Below are 18992 nucleotides of genomic sequence, written 5' to 3' on the forward strand. Positions count from 1 at the left end.
GTACGAGGCATAGCGAATAGTAAAATTGGGTTTGGCGATTTGATTTTACTACTTCGCTATTTTTTTAAGCTAAAAGTGTCAACACACCCTATTTAATTGCATTAAAATTCACCTAAAAACATTTTCAAAGTGATTGCAGGCCAAACAAGCCAATTTGGTGAGAGCAAAGTACTTCTTTACCAGCTTTTAATAATCTTTTTCTTGTTTTTGAATAGAGCAACGTTCGCAACCCAGAAGAATTGTTATGAGTTTGCAACAATCTTTTTTATCTCCATAGTTTGTCCTTATATTAAATACTACTCAAATTCCATCACCTGTATCGAGACCCTGATTCCATGTCCAAGATTCTTGCCAATGCTGTCCTTCCTTTCGCATTATTTAGCTCTGGAATTTTACTGATGGGCTGTGAACAGGCTGTCGAAGCACCGGCTGAACAGGCAGATACCACGACCTCAGATCTGGAACCAGCCTCTCAGCAACAGAGTTCAGCAGCACAAACCGAACTTAAATCGGGCAATATGTTTTATATGGTTCGTGATGTCGCCGACTTGCAGCTCAAGGCCGGCAGTTATGTAGAACAGTTAAAACAGACCCAGACCGAACTGCAAATGGCGGTCGAAGCTAAAGATACCCAGCAACTGCAGTCCACTGCGACCCAGCTACAACAGCAACTCAGCAGTTTTAATCAGGTGTTAGGCAACCTGAACTTGAAAAGTCAGGAAATTGACCAGATTCGTGACAACATTATGACCGCCAATCAGCAAGTTCTGGCTTCTCCTCTTTTAAATGGTCAGGTGGATTTCAGCCAAGTGAACTTGAAAAAGATTGAATCCCAGATGGTTAATGTGCAATCCGAAATGGTCAAACTGGCCGGCTTGCTGATCCAGAATCCAGATCAGGAATCAGAGAGCAATACTGATCAGGATAATACTTAAAATACCTAAAAATCTCATTTTGAGGCGATTGATCGAAACATGTCTTCCTCAATCGCCTTGCAGGCTATACACTGTTATGGATTATAAAAATTACATTTAGATCAACAATTTTCATCTAATCAGATAATCAGGAGTTCAATCATGTCGAATTCAGTGCTGTATTCTGTGGTTCCAGTCACATCCCGGCTTGATCTGAAAGATCCTTTTATTTTTACAGTTCATCATCAAGATCATTATCCGCAAGGCAATTCTAAATTAGGCCCAGTTTCCCCGCCACAGCAGCATGAATATGACATGTATTATGGCGAGAGTATTCCCGGCTTTCCGGAGCATCCGCATACAGGTTTTGAAACCATTACCATTGTCGAGCGCGGTTATGTCGATCATTTTGACTCGCTAGGAAACTCAGGACGTTATGGCGCGGGTGATGTGCAATGGCTGACTACCGGCAATGGGGTGCAGCATTGCGAGATGTTTCCCTTAGTCCATCAGGATCAGGACAATCCTCTGGAGCTGTTTCAAATCTGGCTGAATTCCTCACCGGAACAGAAAAAGCAGCCGGCCGATTATAAAATGTTGTGGCGTGAACAGATTCCACATGTATTTTCAGCCGATGCGGCCGGACGTAAAGCGGAGATCCGGGTCATTTCAGGGCAGTTTAAAACAACTGAAGTACTGGACCGTCCAGCACATTCCTGGGCAGCACCCGTTGAAAACAGGGTTAATATTTATATGATCACGCTTGCGCCTGAGGCAGAGCTGATTATTCCGGCAAGCACTGCGAGTGCAACGCGGTTTTGTTATTTCTATCAAGGCAAAAGTCTGGAGCTGGAAGGACAAAAAATACAGGTCAAGCATCTGGTAGAACTGAAACCAGATCAGGATATCCACCTCAAAGGCGGCCTACTAGAATCGCATATTTTATGGCTGGAGGGTGAACCGATCGGTGCACCGGTGGCTATGCATGGGCCTTTTGTGCTGAATAGTGCTCAAGAGCTGGAGACTGCTTTTCGTCGTTATCGTGAAACCCAGTTTGGTGGCTGGCCTTGGCCAAGTGCTGAACCGTCATTTCCACCAGAACACCCACGTTTTGCCAGTTATGAAGGTGGCAAACGTGAAGAATATCCAGACAAATAAGCCACTGAATAGTGGCTTATTTGATATCGGATCAGCTCATATTATTTTTTCGGGCTTTTGACGACGACCAGTTTCTTCTGCACAAACTCTCTAAAACCATCAATCGACAGTTCATGCCCATAACCGGAATTTTTGATTCCACCAAATGGCAATTCGGGCGTGGTGTCAGTAAACCAGTTGATCCAGATCATGCCAGTTTCTACCCGTGACGCCAGTTTTTTAGCGCGCTCGATATCCTGTGAATGAATCACGCCACCTAAGCCATAATTAGAATCATTGGCAATTTCGACAATTTCATCATCATCCTTCGCCACATAGATTTGTGCCACCGGGCCAAAGAATTCTTCATACCAGGCTTCATTTTCACGCGTGATATTTTCCAGAATAGTTGGCGCATAGAAATTGCCTTGATGTTCTACAGCCTTACCGCCAGTAACTACGGTCGCACCTTGCGCTACGGCCTTTTCGACCTGCTTGGTGAGTTTTTCCAGTGCGTCTTTTGAAGACAGTGGTCCTAAAGTGGTTTCAGGATCAAGCGGATCACCCAGTTTTAACTGCTCAAAAGCTTTCAGCATGCCGGCTTTGAATTGTTCGGCAATTTTTTCATGCAGAATAAATCGCTTCGCCGCCGTACACACCTGCCCGGCATTATTGACCCGCGCCTGACAGCCTAACTTGATCGCGCGTTCCAGATCTGCATCATCCAGTACGATGAACACATCATTACCGCCCAATTCCAGTGTGGATTTTTTAAGATGTTTGCCCGCCTGTTCAGCGACTGCACTGCCCGCACCTTCTGAACCTGTGAGTGCTACACCACGCACACGCTTGTCTGCAATTACTTCAGCGACCTGATCACTGCTGATAAACAGATTGGTCCAGACACCTTTGGGTGCGCCTGCATCCAAGACCAATTGCTCAAAGGCTTCTGCACATTGCGGTACAATTCTGGCATGTTTTGCCAAAACTGGATTACCAATCTCACAGTTTGGTGCAAAAACCCGCATCAGTTGATAAAACGGGAAATTCCACGGTTCAACTGCCATAATAATACCCAGTGGATGATGCTCGACCCAAGCTTCTCCTAGTTCCGTTTCATAGGACACTGGCGCTAAAAACTCTTTGGCATGATCAGCATAATATTCTGCAATTTTGGCGCAGGTTTCGATTTCACCTTCACTTTGCTTAATCAGTTTCCCCATATCCTGGGTCATAAGCTTGGCCAGTTCAGCTTTTTGCGCTCGCATGTTGGTAGCCAATTTACGCAGTACTGCAATACGGATATCGACCTGCTGTGACCATTCTGACTTTAGAATTTTTTCTGCAGTATCGAGTGCATGTTGAATATCTTGATCGCTATGCGATGGGTAGTCTTTCAATTTTCGATTGGTAAATGGATTAATAGATTGATAAGCCATGATTTTCCCTTTTTCAATTATAAGTTTTGCCTGTTCAAAACCCAATTGCATCAAGTTATAACAAGCGTGTATCTATTCGAATTATTTAACTTATCACTGATTTTTTTATCGCGTGTGTCTGCTTACAGATTGGTTCAAAACATTACTGAGAGCAGGTAAAAGTTATATCGAGTGGTACAAAATGAAATTTGAGCAACTTATAAAAAGTTAAGAGCTATCAAGTTTGGATAAAAATTTTGATGACATATTTAAGGTAAAGATTGTAGAGAATAGAAAATTTTTAATTAAATCTAGAATATGACTATTTTTTTAATATAATAAAATTATAATAAAAACAATTACTTTACAAGAATATATTAATGGGCATCAGATTTTATAGAAGCACACCTAATGAGAAGTTTATCCCTCATAGAGATGACGAGACTGAGCAACAGACTAATGACTTAAATGATCTCAAAATCAAGCTTAAAACAGCACTTCAAATGCCCAATATTATGGTACTAGCTGGTAGTGGAACTTCGCTCGGTAAAGTAAAAGGCCCAAGTATGCCTGACTTATGGACATTTTGTATTGAAGATCCATCTAGGAAGACTGACGCAGACAAAATCATTGCGCAAATTGACTATGATCTTACTAGTCCTACTAAGAAGAATATTGAAGAATTTCTCTCATACTGTGAAGCATATCAACAGATTAAAGAATGTCCTGAATTAGAGGCTTTCTTAATAAAATCAAAAGAAATTATCTTAGATAAATGTAAATTTGATAAACCTCTATCTGATTTATTTGCACATATGGAGTTTATAAAAAAACTTGCTAGACGAAAAAGTAAAGATAATAGGATTAAACTTTTTACCACAAATTATGATACTTGCTTTGAAGAAGCTGCAGGAAAACTTGGAATTACAATAATTGATGGATTCACTTTCTCTACGCCTAGAATTTATAGTCCTCAATTTTTTGATTATGACATTATTAAAAGAGATTCTATTAATACGTCAACCACACCAAAATATTTGGATGGTGTATTTCATATGTATAAATTACACGGCTCTGTTAATTGGTTTAAAAGAACGGAAACTGATGGTAGTTTTGTTATTGAGCAAAAAGAATCTAATGATGCTAAAAATGTATGCATGATTTTTCCTGCAAAAGGCAAATATCAACAGTCATACATTCAACCTCACCTAGAGCTGATAGCTAAATTCCTTCAAGGTATACGTGAACCAAACACTTGTTTAATAACAACAGGTTTTGGTTTTAATGACGATCACTTATCTGAACCGATATATGCTGCATTACAATCTAATCCACACTTAAAATTAATCATCGTAGATCGCTCTGTAGAACGAAAGTTTAAAAATCCAGATGATTTTTCACCATACTGGAAAAAATTTAAAGCACTTGCTGATAAAGGCTTAGATATTTTATTTATTGAAGCTGATTTCGAAAATTTTGCAATTAACATTCCAGACCTCAAAGCTCTGAGCCCTGCAGAAAGTCTTTATCAAGTTATTCATGGGGGTAGCTAATGGGTGAATTAGAAAATACAGGAATTGTACGTTCTGAACTTCTGTTCGGTAAAGTTAATGCAATTTCAGCAAACTCATTACAATTCGAATTCATTAACCTACAGCATGAACCTGCTTATTTTGAAGGTCGTAGGTATGGTAAAGGTGAAGTTGGTGAATTCGTCATTATTGAAAGTCAGATTAATTTAATTCTTGGCCGCATTGTCGAAATAAAGAAAGCCGATTTAGAACTTTCAAATTTAGATATTGTTGGAAGAATTCAACTTCTTGGTTCTATCCAAATGGATAATCTGAAAGTTACAGCAGGTATTGATTACTACCCAAGCATCAATGACTTAATCTATTCAGCACCACATGACTTCATAGCAGAAATTCCTCGCAGGATGAACCATATAACCCCAGAAATTGAACTAGAAATTGGATCCATAGACCTAGATAGAGACTGTAAAATTACAGTTACACCTGAAAAGTTATTTGGTCGTCATCTTGGTATATTAGGATCTACAGGTGGAGGGAAAAGCTATACAACTGCTAAAATTTTAGAAGAATGCCTTAGATATCATCCAAGAATAATTCTTTTGGATGCAACTGGTGAATATAAAGATTTTGATCAAGAAGGCGTATTTCACTTACATCTCGGAAACTCTATCAACCCTGCCAGTAAAACTACAGAATGCTATCTACCTCCTGAATGCTTCTTAGAAACTGACTTTCTTGCACTATTTGAACCTTCAGGAAAAGTTCAAGGACCTAAATTTCGAGAAGCGCTAAAAAGTTTAAAGTTAGCAAGAATAAGAAATGATTTATATGCATCTGAATATATTTTAAAGACTGATCAACCTAAAGGTGATTTTAATAGTTTATATAAAAGCTATAATCTTGATGATCCAACTTTAAGTTTCAATTTAAGCCACCTATCTTTTCAAATTGAACAAGAATGTATTTTTCCAGATGCAACCAATTGGATCGAAAAAAAACCAATCAAAGATATTACAAGATGGGGGAATCATGATGGACAATCTTTTGCTAATTGCCTTTCTTTAATAAGCAGAATTACAACAATTATTAATTCACCGCCATTTAATACACTTTTCCATCCAACTCCTAAAAATATTTCTTTAATAGAAAAAATCAAAGGATTCTCATCATCTACAGATCCAAGTCACAAACTCTTACGTATCGATCTAAGCGGGATTCCTTTTGAATATAAAGCACGTGAAATCATTGCAAATTGTATTGGACGTGCCTTACTAAATGAGTCTCGCCAAAGAGTTTTTCAAAAAAAACCAGTTGTTATTTTTCTTGATGAAGCACATAACTTCATTGGTAAAACAATTGGTAATGAAGATACTTTAGCCAAACTCGATGCTTTTGAGCTTATTGCTAAAGAAGGTCGTAAGTTTGGGTTAAATATCTGTCTTGCTACTCAAAGACCAAGAGATATTACTGAAGGTGTTTTAAGTCAGCTTGGTACATTGATCGTTCATCGCCTTACAAACGATAGAGATCGTGAAATTGTAGAAAGAGCCTGTGGTGAAATTGATAAAGCTGCTTCTGACTTCCTACCAAGCCTACAACCAGGTGAGGCTGTGATTATTGGGAATGACTTTCCTATCCCATTGACCATAAATATTAAAAAGCCAACAATAAAACCAAATTCGGAAGGTGCAAATTTCCAAGAAAATTGGGCATAAAAAAACCACCCTTTCGGGTGGTTTTTTCAATCTCAAACCGTCTCTTATTGAGCGCGGTTTTTGATTTTGCGGATCGTTTCCAACTGTGCAGCAGTTTCTGCAAGAGCAGCCAAAGCAGCAGCAGAGTCCAAATCGCTCTTTTGATTCGCAAGCAATGCTTCAGCGTGTTTACGCGCTTCAACAATAGCTGCTTCATCTAAGTTTTCTGCACGGACTGCAGTATCTGCAAGAACCGTAACAACATGCGGTTGAACTTCTAGAACACCACCAGATACATAGATCAACTCTTCTGTACCGTTTTCCAAAATAACGCGGATCGCGCCAGGTTGGAGCAAAGTTACCAACGGAGCATGGCCAGGCATAATACCCAACTCACCGCCAGCACCTTTTGCAATTAGCATAGTTATAGTGCCTGAGTACAAAGACTCCTGAACACTTACAACATCACATTGCATAGTCGCCATGAGAATCTCCTAAATTAGAGTAGCTAATTAAAGTTTCTCGGCTTTAGCAATAACTTCGTCAATACCACCAACCATGTAGAACGCTTGTTCTGGGATGTGATCGTATTCACCAGCTAGAAGACCTTTAAAGCCACGAATCGTTTCTTTAAGAGATACTAATTTACCAGGAGCACCAGTAAATACTTCAGCTACGTGGAACGGTTGAGAGAAGAAACGCTGGATTTTACGCGCACGGTAAACAACCAGTTTATCTTCTTCAGCAAGCTCGTCCATACCAAGAATCGCGATGATGTCTTTAAGCTCTTTATAACGTTGCAATACGTTCTGTACAGAACGTGCAATTTCATAATGCTCTTGACCAACAACTAACGGATCTAACTGGCGTGAAGTTGAGTCTAGTGGATCGATCGCTGGGTAAATACCAGAAGATGCGATGTCACGGCTCAATACAACAGTTGCGTCCAAGTGAGCAAACGTTGTAGCAGGCGATGGATCTGTTAAGTCATCGGCAGGTACGTATACCGCTTGGATTGACGTAATAGAACCAGACTTAGTCGATGTAATACGTTCTTGAAGAACACCCATCTCTTCTGCAAGTGTAGGCTGGTAACCTACTGCAGATGGCATACGACCTAGAAGTGCTGATACTTCAGTACCCGCTAGTGTATAACGATAGATGTTATCTACGAACAATAGTACGTCACGGCCTTTACCGTTTTCGTCTTTCTCGTCACGGAAATATTCAGCCATAGTAAGACCAGTCAACGCTACGCGTAAACGGTTACCCGGTGGCTCGTTCATCTGACCGTAGACCATTGCTACTTTGTCTAGAACGTTAGAATCTTTCATTTCGTGATAGAAGTCGTTACCTTCACGAGTACGCTCACCAACACCAGCAAACACAGATAAACCTGAGTGAGCTTTCGCGATGTTGTTGATCAACTCCATCATGTTTACAGTTTTACCAACACCGGCACCACCGAACAGACCAACTTTACCACCTTTCGCGAACGGGCAAAGTAAGTCGATGACTTTAATACCAGTTTCTAAAAGGTCAGTAGAAGCCGCTTGTTCTGCATAAGAAGGCGCTTGACGGTGAATTGGTAAACGCGCTTCAGTCGCAACAGGACCAGCTTCGTCGATCGGGCGACCAAGAACGTCCATGATACGGCCTAGAGTCGCTGTACCTACTGGTACAGAAATCGGCGCGTTAGTGTTGGTTACGTTCAAACCACGCTTAAGGCCTTCAGTAGAACCCATTGCAATAGTACGAACTACGCCATCACCAAGCTGTTGCTGAACTTCTAAAGTAGTTTCAGTACCATCTACTTGGAGAGCGTCATAGATCTTAGGAACGCTGTTGCGTTCAAACTCGACGTCGATAACCGCGCCGATGATCTGAATGATACGACCGCTATTCATTGCTGTCTCCTCAATTCAAAATAATGTTAAACGGCAGCGGCACCACCAACGATCTCAGAAATTTCCTGAGTAATCGCGGCTTGACGCAGCTTGTTATAAATAAGTTGCAGGCTCTTAATGATCTCGCCTGCGTTGTCTGTCGCTGCTTTCATAGCGACCATACGTGCAGACTGCTCACATGCGATGTTTTCAATCACACCTTGATACACCACAGACTCGATATAGCGAACCAACAAGCCATTTAAAAGCTCTTCAGCTTCAGGCTCGTAGATGTAATCCCAACCGTATTGACGGTTCAGATTCTTGTCTTCTTCAGCAGCAGCCAAAGGAACAAGTTGTTCGATTTTTTGATTTTGAGTCATGGCATTGACAAAGCCGTTTGACACTAGATAAATACGATCTAACTCGCCTTTATCATAAGCGTCCAACATCACCTGTACAGAACCAGATAACTGCTCAAGACTTGGGGCATCGCCGACTTGCGTCGTCGCACCAAGCACTTTACCGCCGTAGTTTTTAAAAAACGAAACCGCTTTTTGACCAATTAAAGCAAATTGAACTTCAATTGACTGCTCTTGTTGCTGTTGAACGTGTTTAACCACTTTCTTGAACAGGTTAATGTTCAAACCACCAGCAAGGCCACGATCTGAAGACACAATGATATAGCCAACGCGCTTAACCGGGCGTTCAACCATATAACGGTGTTTGTATTCAGGATTCGCTTGGACCAAATGAGCAATTACACGGTGCATATTTTCGGCATACGGACGGCCTTGAGCCATGCGCTCTTGCGCACGACGCATCTTAGAAGCTGCTACCATTTGCATCGCTCGAGTAATCTTCTGCGTGCTCTTGATACTAGCTACTTTGGCGCGAATTTCTTTTAAATTTGCCATACGCTTAACCTAGTATTCGAAAGCCCTTGCGAGCTTCCGAAGGTTGATTCCGTGAACCAAACCGACACTAAATTCAACAGAGGTTGAAATTAGTAAGTTTGAGTCGCTTTAAAGCTTTCAATACCTGCTTTGATTGCAGCTTCGATGTCTTTGTTGTAATCACCAGAGGCATCGATTTGTTGCATTAACGCAGCATGTTCTGAACGGAAGTAAGAAATCAACGCAGCATCAAAGTCTACGATTTTCTTAACGTCTACGTCAGCCATGTAGCCTTCGTTAGATGCATAAATTGAAACAGCTTGGTCAGCAATTGAGTAAGGAGCATATTGTTTTTGCTTCATTAACTCAGTTACACGTTGACCATGTTCAAGTTGCTTACGAGTTGCTTCGTCAAGATCAGAAGCGAACTGAGCAAATGCTGCCAATTCACGGTATTGCGCCAAAGCAGTACGGATACCACCAGACAATTTCTTGATGATCTTAGTTTGCGCTGAACCACCAACACGAGATACAGAGATACCCGCGTTCACAGCAGGACGAATACCTGCGTTGAATAATGATGTTTCAAGGAAGATCTGACCATCAGTAATCGAAATTACGTTGGTTGGTACGAATGCAGATACGTCACCCGCTTGAGTTTCAATAATCGGCAATGCAGTTAATGAACCAGTTTGGCCTTTCACTTCACCGTTAGTGAATTTCTCAACGTAGTCAGCAGATACACGAGAAGCACGTTCAAGTAGACGCGAGTGTAGATAGAACACGTCACCTGGATACGCTTCACGACCTGGTGGACGGCGTAAAAGCAATGAAATTTGACGGTAAGCAACAGCTTGCTTAGACAAGTCATCATAAATGATTAACGCATCTTCACCGCGGTCACGGAAGTATTCGCCCATTGTACAGCCAGAGTACGGAGCTAGATAAAGCATTGCTGCTGGATCAGCTGCAGCTGCTGCTACAACAGTTGTATACGCCATAGCGCCAGTTTCTTCTAGCTTGCGCACAACGTTAGCGATAGTCGATTGTTTTTGACCGATTGCTACGTATACACATTTAATGCCAGAGTTTTTCTGAGCGATGATTGCGTCGATCGCCATTGCTGTTTTACCAGTTTGACGGTCACCAATGATCAACTCACGTTGACCACGGCCTACAGGGATCATTGTATCTACTGATTTATAACCAGTTTGTACAGGTTGATCCACTGATTGACGCCAAATTACGCCTGGTGCTACTTTTTCAACAGCATCAGTTAATTTTGCATCAATAGGGCCTTTACCATCAATCGGGTTACCCAAAGCATCTACTACACGGCCTAAAAGTTCTGGACCAACCGGAACTTCTAATACACGACCTGTGCAACGCGCTTTTTGACCTTCTTGAAGGCTTAAGTAGTTACCTAAAACAACGACGCCCACTGAATCCTGTTCTAGGTTCAGTGCCATACCGTAAAGGCCGCCGTCGAATTCGATCATTTCACCGTACATAGCGTCAGCTAAGCCGTGAATACGCACAATACCGTCGGAAACCATAACAATGGTTCCTTCGTTCTTAGCGGTTGCGCTGGTGTCCAGATCGCCGATACGCTGTTTAATGAGCGCACTGATCTCGGATGGATTCAGTTGTTGCATTGCGCTATACCTCAATCTTTTTAAAGTTCAGTCTTCTAAATGCAATTAAGCAAGAAGACGAGTACGCATTTTTTCAAGCCTGTTAAGCGCAGAATCATCTATCACTTGGTCGCCTGCACGAATAACTACACCAGCAATCAGCGCTGGGTTAACTTCTACAGAAACATTTACCGCCGCTTCGAATTTTTTCTCTAATGCGTGAGTAAGAAGTTGTTCCTGTACAGAAGTTAATGGGAATGCAGATTCAATCACTACATCCACAGTATTGTTATTCTGTGATTTAAGCTGCTCATATTCTGCTGCAATCTCAGGAAGAAGAACCAAACGGTTATTCTCTGCAAGCAATGTCAGGAAGTTAGACACTGCTGCAGTTTGGTCTTCACCTAAAACTTTCGCAAAAAGAGCCACCTGCTCAGCAGGTGTAAGCTCAGGGCGATTTAGATAAGCTGAAAATGCTTCGTCTTGCACCGCAGCACTGAGCAATTCAAGTGCTGTTGACCAAGAGTCAGTTGCACTTTGCTCAGAAGCGTAAGCAAATGCTGCTTTAGCGTATGGGCGTGCCAACGTCAAGAGTTCAGCCATAATCCGCCTCTCTTAAAGTTTAGCAGCCAGCTGAGTCAGCATGGCATTGTGAGCTTCTGCATCAACTTGCTGGCTAAGAATTTTCTCAGCACCAGTTACTGCAAGAGCAGCCACTTGTTGACGCAATTCTTCGCGAGCAGCATTGATTTCAGTATCAACAGCTTCTTTAGCCTGTTGACGAATACGCTCACCTTCAGCCGCAGCTTGGGTACGCGCTTCTTCGATCAATTGTGCACCACGACGGTTCGCTTGTTCGATCAATTGAGCCGCTTGTGCTTTTGCCGCGTCTAACTCAGCTTTCACTTGTGCTTGCGCATCTGCAAGGTCAGCCTTCGCTTTTTCAGCAGCATTTAAGCCATCAGCGATTTTACGCTGACGTTCACTAATCGCATTGATTAGTGGTGGCCATACAAACTTCATGCAGAATGCGACAAAAATCGCAAACGCAATCGCTTGGCCAAACAATGTGAGGTTGATATTCATTGCAAATTCCTCAAATAGTGAATTTCGGAATTAAGCTGATTAACCTACAAATGGATTAGCGAAGATGAAGAACAAGCCAATACCAACACCGATCATAGGCACAGCATCAAGAAGACCCGCGATTAAGAACATACGAGTTTGAAGTTGTGGAGCCAATTCTGGTTGACGAGCTACAGCTTCAAGGAAACGGCCGCCTAGAAGACCAAAACCAATCGCAGTACCTAAAGCACCGAAAGCGATCAAGATAGCAGATGCAATTGCAACTAGACCTAAAGTGAGTTCCATGATAATTCCTCAGAGGTTAGGTTTTATACCAAATTAAGTTAAAAAATTGTGTGCCCAACCATCCGTTGACAGTTAGGCAATACCATTAATGCTTTTCGCTTGCCATACTCATGTACACGATAGTCAACATCATGAAAATGAATGCTTGTAGCGTAATAATCAAAATGTGGAAAATCGCCCAAGGCACAGACAACGCCCACTGGATCCAGAACGGTAATAACGCGATAAGAATGAAGATTAACTCACCCGCATACATGTTACCGAACAGTCGTAGAGCCAATGAAACTGGTCGCGCCAAGAAAGTAGTCAATTCCAACAATAAGTTGAATGGAATTAAAAGCACTTTAGCAACTGGATTACTTGGGTTAAATGGGTTCAGTGCTAACTCACCAACGAAGCCGCCAACACCTTTCTCACGAATACTATAGAAAATAATTAAGAAGAATACAGAAATAGACATACCGAGGGTAATGTTTGGATCTGTAGTCGGAACAATTTTAAAGTAAACCTGATGAGGGTCTACACCCAGCATAGAAGCAATCGCGTGTTGAGCTACATAAGGAATAAAGTCAACAGGGATCAAATCCATCAAGTTCATGAGGAAAATCCACACGAAAATGGTTAATGCTAAGGGTGCAATTAATCGAGACTTCCCGTGGAAGGTATCACGTACACTTGAATCTACAAACTCGATAATCATTTCAATTGCAGACTGGAACCTGGTAGGAACACCAGCATTAGCCGCTTTCGCAACCAACCAGAACAACAAACAGAAAATCAGACCCAGTCCGATAGACCAACCCATTGAATCCAAGTGAATAGCAGTGAACCCCATCTGTTGAGCTTCAGCACCGCTCTCGGCCAATTTCCACGTACCGTCCGGCATTTTGCCATAGGTCATGTTGGTCAAGTGATGCTTGATATACTCGGTCGAAGTAAGGGCATGTTCTTCAGCAGCCATAAATCACACCTGGTCAATGTCAAAAAACTAATAGAACAAACGAATATCGCGTGCTGCTTGATATCTCGCCTGCTCCTGAAAAACTTTTCAATTTCTTGTTGTGCTTATACTCATTTTTGTAGACGTGACGCCCAAAACGGAGCGACCCACGACATGGCTTGAACAAGTATAAAACCACAAAACAACGCCACCGCTGACAACGGTTTAACATTGCTTAAAATTAAAATGAAACCAACAATCACAATGGCAAACTTTCCCATCAAGCCTTTATACATGTTCGAAAGAACTTGTTTAGACGCGCGGGCTCCTGCTGCTCGAAACGATTGCCACGAAAAATAACAAGTCGCGAGCCAACATACCAGTGCACCTAATGCTGCACTCAAGGCTGCGGTTGAGTCTTTCACGACCCAGCCGATCAAGGCTGAAACAGGGATCATACAGGCTTGCAGGAGGACCAAAGCTTTCGCTAATCGTCGGTCAATCAAGCGACTAGTTCGGCTCATTATTTATTCACTCACAGCAATCATGCTTGACAAGTTTAACAGGTGATTATTTTTAATCGCAGGCATTATAGAGTTACACCCCTGAACATGCAATCTTTTCCCGACCTTAGTCGTGTTTTTTTAAATCGGGTCACTGCTGTTAAACTAATCAAAATCTGTCTATTTTTTAAATCATTAGCGTGCATTTAGTACACATTTCTGGGTTTCTGTGGCCAATTGCTGCCAAGCCTGCACAAAGTCCCCTGCCCCGCTCATGCTTTCATCGACATGCTGGAACAGTACCGGATTGAGTTTGCGGTACTGGTTTTCACTGGCATGACCTTCGGCCAGCAGGCACATTTTGCGCTGTGGACGATGATCCTGTAAAAACTTGATTTGCGCCACGGTTGGCGAAACATGCGGCTCATCGGTCAATGCCCCCATGAATTTTAAATTTAACGGGCGTTCCAGATACTGGTAGGCATCGTGATAAGACCAATAGGGTTTGGCTTTGTTGCTTGAACTATAACGCTGGGCCGTAGCAAACATATTTTGTGCAAAGTCACGGGCATTTTTCCAGTAGCGTTCACGATGCTCCGGCAGTTGCTGCGAACGTAGCGCCGCAATAAAGAAACCTATCCGTACCGCATTATTCGGATCGAGCCAGACATGCGTGTCTACCGTATTTTTTAAGGCCTCGCCACGCGGATTACGCATCGGCAAGGTAGTCAAAATTCCGGAGTCTAAAAGTGCGATACCTTTATTACTTTCATTCAGCACTTTCGCCAAGGGTGCTTCATGCGCCTGCCCCAACCAGATCACCAGTCCTGCATCCTGAATAGTTTTTCGATGCGCCGGAGTCAGACTCACATCATGTCCACTTTGGTTAGCCAGTAATAAAGTCGGCTGTTCCACACCCTGGGTAATTTTCTTGGCAATCAGATAGATCGGCTGCGTAGACACCACCAGACTTTGTGACCAACTGAGTGTGCTGAACAGCGCCAGCAGACTGATTGCAAGGAGACGGAACATGAGTAGAAATCACTTAAAAACGATAAAATCAGGAAGTGTTATAATATAACAAAAATACAAAAATACCTATGCCCAATCGAAACTCAGAACGCTTCATGTTAAGATTTGAAATCTATTAATTTTCAGTTTCGCACTTGAGGTGAACTATGGGTTCCTGTTCGCACGAACACCACAACGCATTGCACGGCGTGCACGACCATCCCAATGTCGCACAACGTCTTGCTGAAGCGGAAAGTCTTTGTGCAGCAAGCGGCGCACGCCTTACACCTTTACGTAAAGAAGTGCTGGAACTCATTCTGAATGCGCATGGCCCGATGGGCGCCTATGATCTGCTGGCACAAATGAAAAATGCCAGTGATCGTCCTGCAGCCCCACCAACGGTGTATCGCACTCTGGATTTTTTATTAAGCAAAGGGCTGATTCATCGCCTGACCTCGATCAATGCCTATATTCCCTGTTGCCATCCGCGTGAAGGTCATCAGGCTGCTTTTTTAATCTGCACCGAATGTAAAGCCGTGAAAGAAGCGTCGGCTCAGGGCCTGCTCGATCAACTCGATGCACTGGCCAGCTCGGACGACTTCGCGGCACATCACAGCATTATCGAAATTTCAGGAATTTGTCAGCAGTGCCGCAACAAAGCTTAAGTGCCTCTCCCCTGATTCAGCTCTCCAAGATCTGGGTCAAAATCGATGAGCGCGATATCTTAAAAGCCATTGATTTCTCGTTACAAGAGAAAGAAATTGTCACATTGATTGGGCCCAATGGTGCTGGTAAATCGACCTTAATTAAAGTCATACTGGGCATTTTGAAACCGCGATCAGGTGAAATCAAAACTGCGCGCAAGCTCAAATTTTCTTATGTGCCACAGAAATTTAATCCCTCACATAGCTTGCCGCTACGGGTAAAAGATTTATTAGCACTAGAAAAATGCCCGTCCCAGATTAAAACCGAAATTATTCGCGATACCGGCATTAGTAAACTGCAAGATTCTAAAGTTCAGCAGTTGTCTGGCGGTGAGCGTCAGCGGGTGCTATTGGCTCGCGCCTTATTACGCCAACCGGACATTTTAGTTCTCGATGAACCGATGCAGGGTCTAGACATCCAGTCCGAAGCTGAACTGTATGAATATGTGCGTAACTTGCCGGAAAAATATGGCTGTGCCGTACTGATGGTTTCACATGACCTGCAATGGGTGATGCAAGGTACGACTCGTGTGGTCTGCTTAAACAAACATATTTGTTGTAGCGGCCTGCCAGAAAGCGTGCAGCAACATCCGGAATACCAGGCAATTTTTGGCACTAACCGGGTGTTCTATCAGCATCATCATGATCATTGCGCACATGGTGATTCTGCCACCCCCTGTCAGCATGACTCACGTCCTCATATTCACCCCGAGCCGGAAGCTTAAACCATGATGGATTGGTTACAACTCCTTTTACCTGCATGGATCATGGGTACGCTATTGGTATTTCTGACTGCCCCATTGGGCTGTCTCATGCTCTGGCGACGTATGTCATTTTTTGCTGACACTATGGCACACGGTACTTTACTCGGTGTTGCCATTGCTGGGGCTTTAAGTTTACCGCTGTGGATGGGAGTCACTTTTATTGCCTTATTATTGGTAGGGATTTTGTGGGTACTGCATGATCCGCGCCTGCCGAATGATGCCTTGCTGGCGCTGTGTTCAGCAACACTGCTTTGCTCAGGTCTATTGTTCATTCAGCATTTACCGAGTTTAAGACCGGAACTTCTCAGCTATCTATTTGGTGATCTACTGACGATTTCCTGGGCGGACTTACCCACCTTTGCTATCGTGATTATTCTGGCCTTAGCCGTTCTCTATAAAAGCTGGCAAGCGCAGATTCAAATCGCAATTGATCCGGACATGGCGGTCAGTGAAGGTGTAAATGCCAAATGGCAACGCCTGATCTTTATGTTGTTATTGGCATTGTTTACCGTGCTTGCGCTGAAAGCAGTCGGTTCACTCTTGATGGGGGCATTACTGGTGATCCCTGCCCTGACCGCACGACTCCTTGCACACTCACCCAAACAAATGGTGATCTGGGCATTCGTGATTGCGCAAATTGGGGTGACCGTGGGCCTATGGTCGAGTGCCGGTCTCAATACTTCGACTGGTTTAACCATTGTACTGACCATGGCGGTGCTATTTGCACTGATCTTCTGTGTGCAGAAGTTTAAAAAGCTGAATTAATCTTTCTGTTAAATCATTATGATTTTCTAATGATCTATTCCGCCTCTCTCCTTTAAGGAGAGAGCAAAGACTCTTTATTGATGCACCAAACTCAATAAAAATGCAGCGCCGGCAAATAACCCGGCAAAAGTCCGGTTCATGACTTTTTGTTGTTTCGGCGATCTAAGCAGCCTTAAAACTTTAGCAGCCAATCCGGTATAACCCGCCATCACAATCAGATCAATCGTCACCATTGTCGCAGCCATAATCAAATACTGAATCCATTGTGGCTTAGACAAATCCAGAAATTGCGGCAAGACGGCCAGTAAAAATACGATGGCTTTAGGATTAGTGATATTAACCAAGAAACCATGCAGTACCAATTTCCCTCTCGATTTTCGCGCCAATTCATGTTTAATTTCGATAGATTGTACAGGTGCTTTCCATTGCAAAATAGCCAAATACAATAAATAGCCGACACCAAACCATTTCACCACTAAAAATGCCCATGGGGTTGTCGCAAACAAAACTCCCACGCCTGCTGCAACCACTGCAATCTGTACCAGTAAAGCCAGTTGCAGACCCAGCGCATTCCAGTAACCATGCCGAAAACCATAATTCAATCCGCTCGACATCGATGCAATTGCACCAGCACCCGGAGAGACACTAATCACCCAGCAGGCCAACATATAGGCAAACCACATTTGATAGGACATGAATATTTAACTCAGCAAAACTTGCCCAATATTATATGAATTTTCCAATAAAATCAGGCTAAAAACCTGCTTAAATATAAGGCATTGCACTATTCACTCTGTCTAGCTTCAGGCACAATATGTACATTAAAAACAGGATCTATCCTTACAGGAGCCATGAATGACAGCCCAATCGGTAATCTTGCCACTTCCTTCAGATCATGCCCGTTTTATTGTTTTACGTCTTAAAGATTTGAGTATTGAACAATTAAAAGAACAACTCGAACATCTTTTTACTTCGCGTGATCGTCTTATTACGCAACATCCTCAAGCACAAATTAAAACGGCAGTGGCTTTTGGTCCTGAACTGTGGGCAAAACTTTATGATCAAGCTCCTGCAGGCTTTAAACAGCTTGAGCCCATTCATGGTTCATTTGAAATGCCAGTGGTTCCGGCAGATATGATCATTCATATTGCCAGTGCCCGTGCTGATATCTGTTTTGCGCTCAGTCAGGCTTTTTTTGAAGGCATTCAGGTTCAGGTTCAGGTGCTGGATGAGCGGGTTTGCTTCCGCTATTTTGATGGTCGTGACATAACTGGCTTTATTGATGGAACTGAAAATCCGCAATTCCCGGATGATCGTGCTGAAGTCGCATTATTAGGTGAAGATTCAGGTATTTTCCAAGATGGTTCATTTATTTTTGCCCAACGTTACGCGCATAACCTGGAAAAATGGAAAAAGCTAAAAGTTGATACTCAGGAACAGGTTATGGGTCGTACCAAGCTTGAATCGATTGAGCTGGATGATGAAGTCAAACCTGAAAATGCGCACGTGTCACGTACTGTAGTGGAAGATGAAGAAGGCGAAGAAATGGAAATCCTACGTCATTCTCTGCCTTATGGTGATGGACGTGGTGACCAGGGTCTATTCTTTATTGCCTACACCAAAGACCTTACGATTATCGATGCTATGTTAGAACGTATGTTTGGTACCTCTGGCGATGGAATTCATGATCGTCTGCTTCATTTCGTAACACCTCTAGATGGTGCCTATTACTTTGCACCGAGTGAGGAGTTGCTGGAAGAGGTTTTGGAAGGGTGAGTTAAGGGAGTATAACTCCCTTTCTTATATAAATTAAATTTGGCTTA

20 protein-coding genes are annotated in these 18992 nt (G+C 42.7%); 8 read left to right on the plus strand and 12 right to left on the minus strand.

The window, feature by feature from the left end; translation table 11 throughout:
- Window positions 1–335: 335 nt before the first annotated feature.
- Both NI455_RS08345 and NI455_RS08350 read left to right on the plus strand, forming a co-directional pair.
- Window positions 336–935, plus strand: a complete 600-nt coding sequence (locus NI455_RS08345) for a PM1805 family lipoprotein (protein WP_253113540.1) — start codon at window positions 336–338, stop codon at window positions 933–935.
- Window positions 936–1076: 141 nt separating this feature from the next.
- Window positions 1077–2072, plus strand: a complete 996-nt coding sequence (locus NI455_RS08350) for a pirin family protein (protein WP_253113542.1) — start codon at window positions 1077–1079, stop codon at window positions 2070–2072.
- 41 nt (window positions 2073–2113) lie between these two features.
- Here the strand turns inward: NI455_RS08350 and NI455_RS08355 are convergent, their stop codons facing one another.
- A complete protein-coding gene (locus NI455_RS08355; RefSeq protein ID WP_253113544.1) occupies window positions 2114–3490 on the minus strand; it encodes an NAD-dependent succinate-semialdehyde dehydrogenase in 1377 nt (458 codons plus the stop codon).
- A gap of 359 nt (window positions 3491–3849) precedes the next feature.
- Between NI455_RS08355 and NI455_RS08360 the strand changes: the two genes are divergently transcribed.
- Together NI455_RS08360 and NI455_RS08365 are read left to right on the plus strand one after the other, a co-directional pair.
- Window positions 3850–5022: an SIR2 family protein gene (locus tag NI455_RS08360; protein WP_004732605.1), complete on the plus strand. Its 1173-nt coding sequence runs from the start codon at window positions 3850–3852 to the stop codon at window positions 5020–5022.
- On the plus strand, window positions 5022–6716 hold the full coding sequence (locus NI455_RS08365; RefSeq protein ID WP_004732607.1) for an ATP-binding protein: 1695 nt from the start codon (window positions 5022–5024) through the stop codon (window positions 6714–6716). Before NI455_RS08360 ends, NI455_RS08365 begins: the two co-directional genes overlap by 1 nt.
- Before the next feature lie 44 nt (window positions 6717–6760).
- Here NI455_RS08365 and NI455_RS08370 read toward each other — a convergent pair whose 3' ends face one another.
- The 10 genes from NI455_RS08370 to NI455_RS08415 all read right to left on the minus strand — a co-directional run bounded on the left by NI455_RS08370 (window position 6761) and on the right by NI455_RS08415 (window position 14957).
- Window positions 6761–7180: a F0F1 ATP synthase subunit epsilon gene (locus tag NI455_RS08370; protein WP_004644865.1), complete on the minus strand. Its 420-nt coding sequence runs from the start codon at window positions 7178–7180 to the stop codon at window positions 6761–6763.
- Between the two features lie 27 nt (window positions 7181–7207).
- Window positions 7208–8602: a F0F1 ATP synthase subunit beta gene (gene atpD, locus NI455_RS08375; RefSeq protein WP_004644863.1), complete on the minus strand. Its 1395-nt coding sequence runs from the start codon at window positions 8600–8602 to the stop codon at window positions 7208–7210.
- Window positions 8603–8628: 26 nt separating this feature from the next.
- A complete protein-coding gene (gene atpG, locus NI455_RS08380; RefSeq protein ID WP_004644862.1) occupies window positions 8629–9498 on the minus strand; it encodes a F0F1 ATP synthase subunit gamma in 870 nt (289 codons plus the stop codon).
- An 89-nt stretch (window positions 9499–9587) separates the two neighbouring features.
- A complete protein-coding gene (atpA, locus tag NI455_RS08385) occupies window positions 9588–11132 on the minus strand; it encodes a F0F1 ATP synthase subunit alpha (protein WP_004644861.1) in 1545 nt (514 codons plus the stop codon).
- A gap of 45 nt (window positions 11133–11177) precedes the next feature.
- A complete protein-coding gene (locus NI455_RS08390; RefSeq protein ID WP_253113546.1) occupies window positions 11178–11714 on the minus strand; it encodes a F0F1 ATP synthase subunit delta in 537 nt (178 codons plus the stop codon).
- A gap of 12 nt (window positions 11715–11726) precedes the next feature.
- Window positions 11727–12197 (minus strand): F0F1 ATP synthase subunit B, encoded by a 471-nt coding sequence (locus NI455_RS08395; protein WP_004280990.1) that lies wholly within the window; start codon window positions 12195–12197, stop codon window positions 11727–11729.
- A 39-nt stretch (window positions 12198–12236) separates the two neighbouring features.
- Window positions 12237–12482, minus strand: a complete 246-nt coding sequence (atpE, locus tag NI455_RS08400; protein WP_000424060.1) for a F0F1 ATP synthase subunit C — start codon at window positions 12480–12482, stop codon at window positions 12237–12239.
- Window positions 12483–12567: 85 nt separating this feature from the next.
- Window positions 12568–13443, minus strand: a complete 876-nt coding sequence (gene atpB / locus NI455_RS08405; RefSeq protein ID WP_253113548.1) for a F0F1 ATP synthase subunit A — start codon at window positions 13441–13443, stop codon at window positions 12568–12570.
- Between the two features lie 110 nt (window positions 13444–13553).
- The gene (locus tag NI455_RS08410) at window positions 13554–13946 is read right to left on the minus strand and encodes an ATP synthase subunit I (protein ID WP_004280982.1); all 393 of its coding nucleotides are present in this window, start codon (window positions 13944–13946) and stop codon (window positions 13554–13556) included.
- A 174-nt stretch (window positions 13947–14120) separates the two neighbouring features.
- Window positions 14121–14957, minus strand: a complete 837-nt coding sequence (locus NI455_RS08415) for a metal ABC transporter solute-binding protein, Zn/Mn family (RefSeq protein WP_253113550.1) — start codon at window positions 14955–14957, stop codon at window positions 14121–14123.
- Between the two features lie 146 nt (window positions 14958–15103).
- Here NI455_RS08415 and NI455_RS08420 point away from each other — a divergent pair, with 146 nt between their 5' ends.
- The 3 genes from NI455_RS08420 to znuB are packed head-to-tail and all read left to right on the plus strand — an operon-like array spanning window position 15104 to window position 17169.
- Window positions 15104–15601, plus strand: a complete 498-nt coding sequence (locus NI455_RS08420; RefSeq protein ID WP_005108406.1) for a transcriptional repressor — start codon at window positions 15104–15106, stop codon at window positions 15599–15601.
- The gene (znuC, locus tag NI455_RS08425; protein ID WP_435574931.1) at window positions 15583–16365 is read left to right on the plus strand and encodes a zinc ABC transporter ATP-binding protein ZnuC; all 783 of its coding nucleotides are present in this window, start codon (window positions 15583–15585) and stop codon (window positions 16363–16365) included. Before NI455_RS08420 ends, znuC begins: the two co-directional genes overlap by 19 nt.
- A 3-nt stretch (window positions 16366–16368) precedes the next feature.
- Window positions 16369–17169, plus strand: coding sequence for a zinc ABC transporter permease subunit ZnuB (znuB, locus tag NI455_RS08430; protein WP_005105129.1), 801 nt, complete (start codon window positions 16369–16371; stop codon window positions 17167–17169).
- Window positions 17170–17243: 74 nt separating this feature from the next.
- On the opposite strand, the gene NI455_RS08435 is transcribed toward znuB, so the two are convergent.
- The gene (locus NI455_RS08435) at window positions 17244–17864 is read right to left on the minus strand and encodes a LysE family transporter (RefSeq protein ID WP_004280977.1); all 621 of its coding nucleotides are present in this window, start codon (window positions 17862–17864) and stop codon (window positions 17244–17246) included.
- A 160-nt stretch (window positions 17865–18024) separates the two neighbouring features.
- On the opposite strand from NI455_RS08435, the gene NI455_RS08440 reads away from it, so the two are divergent.
- Window positions 18025–18945 (plus strand): Dyp-type peroxidase, encoded by a 921-nt coding sequence (locus NI455_RS08440; protein WP_253113554.1) that lies wholly within the window; start codon window positions 18025–18027, stop codon window positions 18943–18945.
- Window positions 18946–18992 lie beyond the last annotated feature (47 nt).

The sequence above is a fragment of the Acinetobacter lwoffii genome, assembly GCF_024129435.1.
In the GTDB taxonomy this organism is placed as follows: domain Bacteria; phylum Pseudomonadota; class Gammaproteobacteria; order Pseudomonadales; family Moraxellaceae; genus Acinetobacter; species Acinetobacter lwoffii_F.